Origin of the sequence: Fulvivirga aurantia, from assembly GCF_009711475.1 — a bacterium.
GTDB lineage: Bacteria > Bacteroidota > Bacteroidia > Cytophagales > Cyclobacteriaceae > Fulvivirga > Fulvivirga aurantia.
Genome location: NZ_SMMD01000138.1, coordinates 1 through 676, shown reverse-complemented (window position 1 = coordinate 676; position 676 = coordinate 1). Strand labels below are relative to the sequence as shown.

General features: G+C 39.3%; 1 protein-coding gene. It reads right to left on the bottom strand.

Annotated elements, in window-relative coordinates:
- Positions 1-3: 3 nt before the first annotated feature.
- On the bottom strand, positions 4-676 hold a 673-nt coding region (pdeM, locus tag E1176_RS00360), incomplete at its 5' end, for a ligase-associated DNA damage response endonuclease PdeM (protein ID WP_155208611.1).

The following is a 676-nucleotide window of genomic DNA, read 5'->3' as shown; positions in this document are numbered from 1 at the left end:
AAATTAACCACTTACGTCAAATACTTCATTTTCTACTACAACAAAGACTTTATCTCCTCTCTCGGGCTTCTGTTTTGCCAGTCCTGTAAAGGCACCAAATGCAGGTAGTAATCCTTGTCTTTTACCAAACCAAAAACACGGCAACTTTAAACCTTGCCGGCCTTTACCTCTAAGCACAACACCGGGGTGCACGTGACCCGCAAGATTATAGAGCTCATCAGAAAAATCGGTAAGTGGCTCATGCGACAAAAGAAGGTTATCTATAATGATAGGTTTTTCGTGGATGAGCATAGCGTGCTTGAGGTATTGATACTCGCTTAAAATATCATGGTTGCCCATCACCAATTCAAAAGATATTTCAGGAAAATTTTTCAGAACCTGACCAAAGACTTCCCACTCCTCATTATAATGACTATGAAATAAGTCACCCATAAATATTACCCTTGAAGGCTTTTGAGTCTGAATTGTAGTAATCAGCCTCTCTAAATTATCTTGATTAGGATTATTTGGCGCTGCAATGCCCGACCGTCTAAAGTGGTTGACTTTACCTAAATGAAGGTCTGCAAGTAATAAAATATTCTTTACTGGCCAACATACAGCTTTGGATGGAAGCAAAACCAACTCATTATTTTGTATCCTCACACTCTTTTCCACGGTTGCAAAAGTAACCAAACCT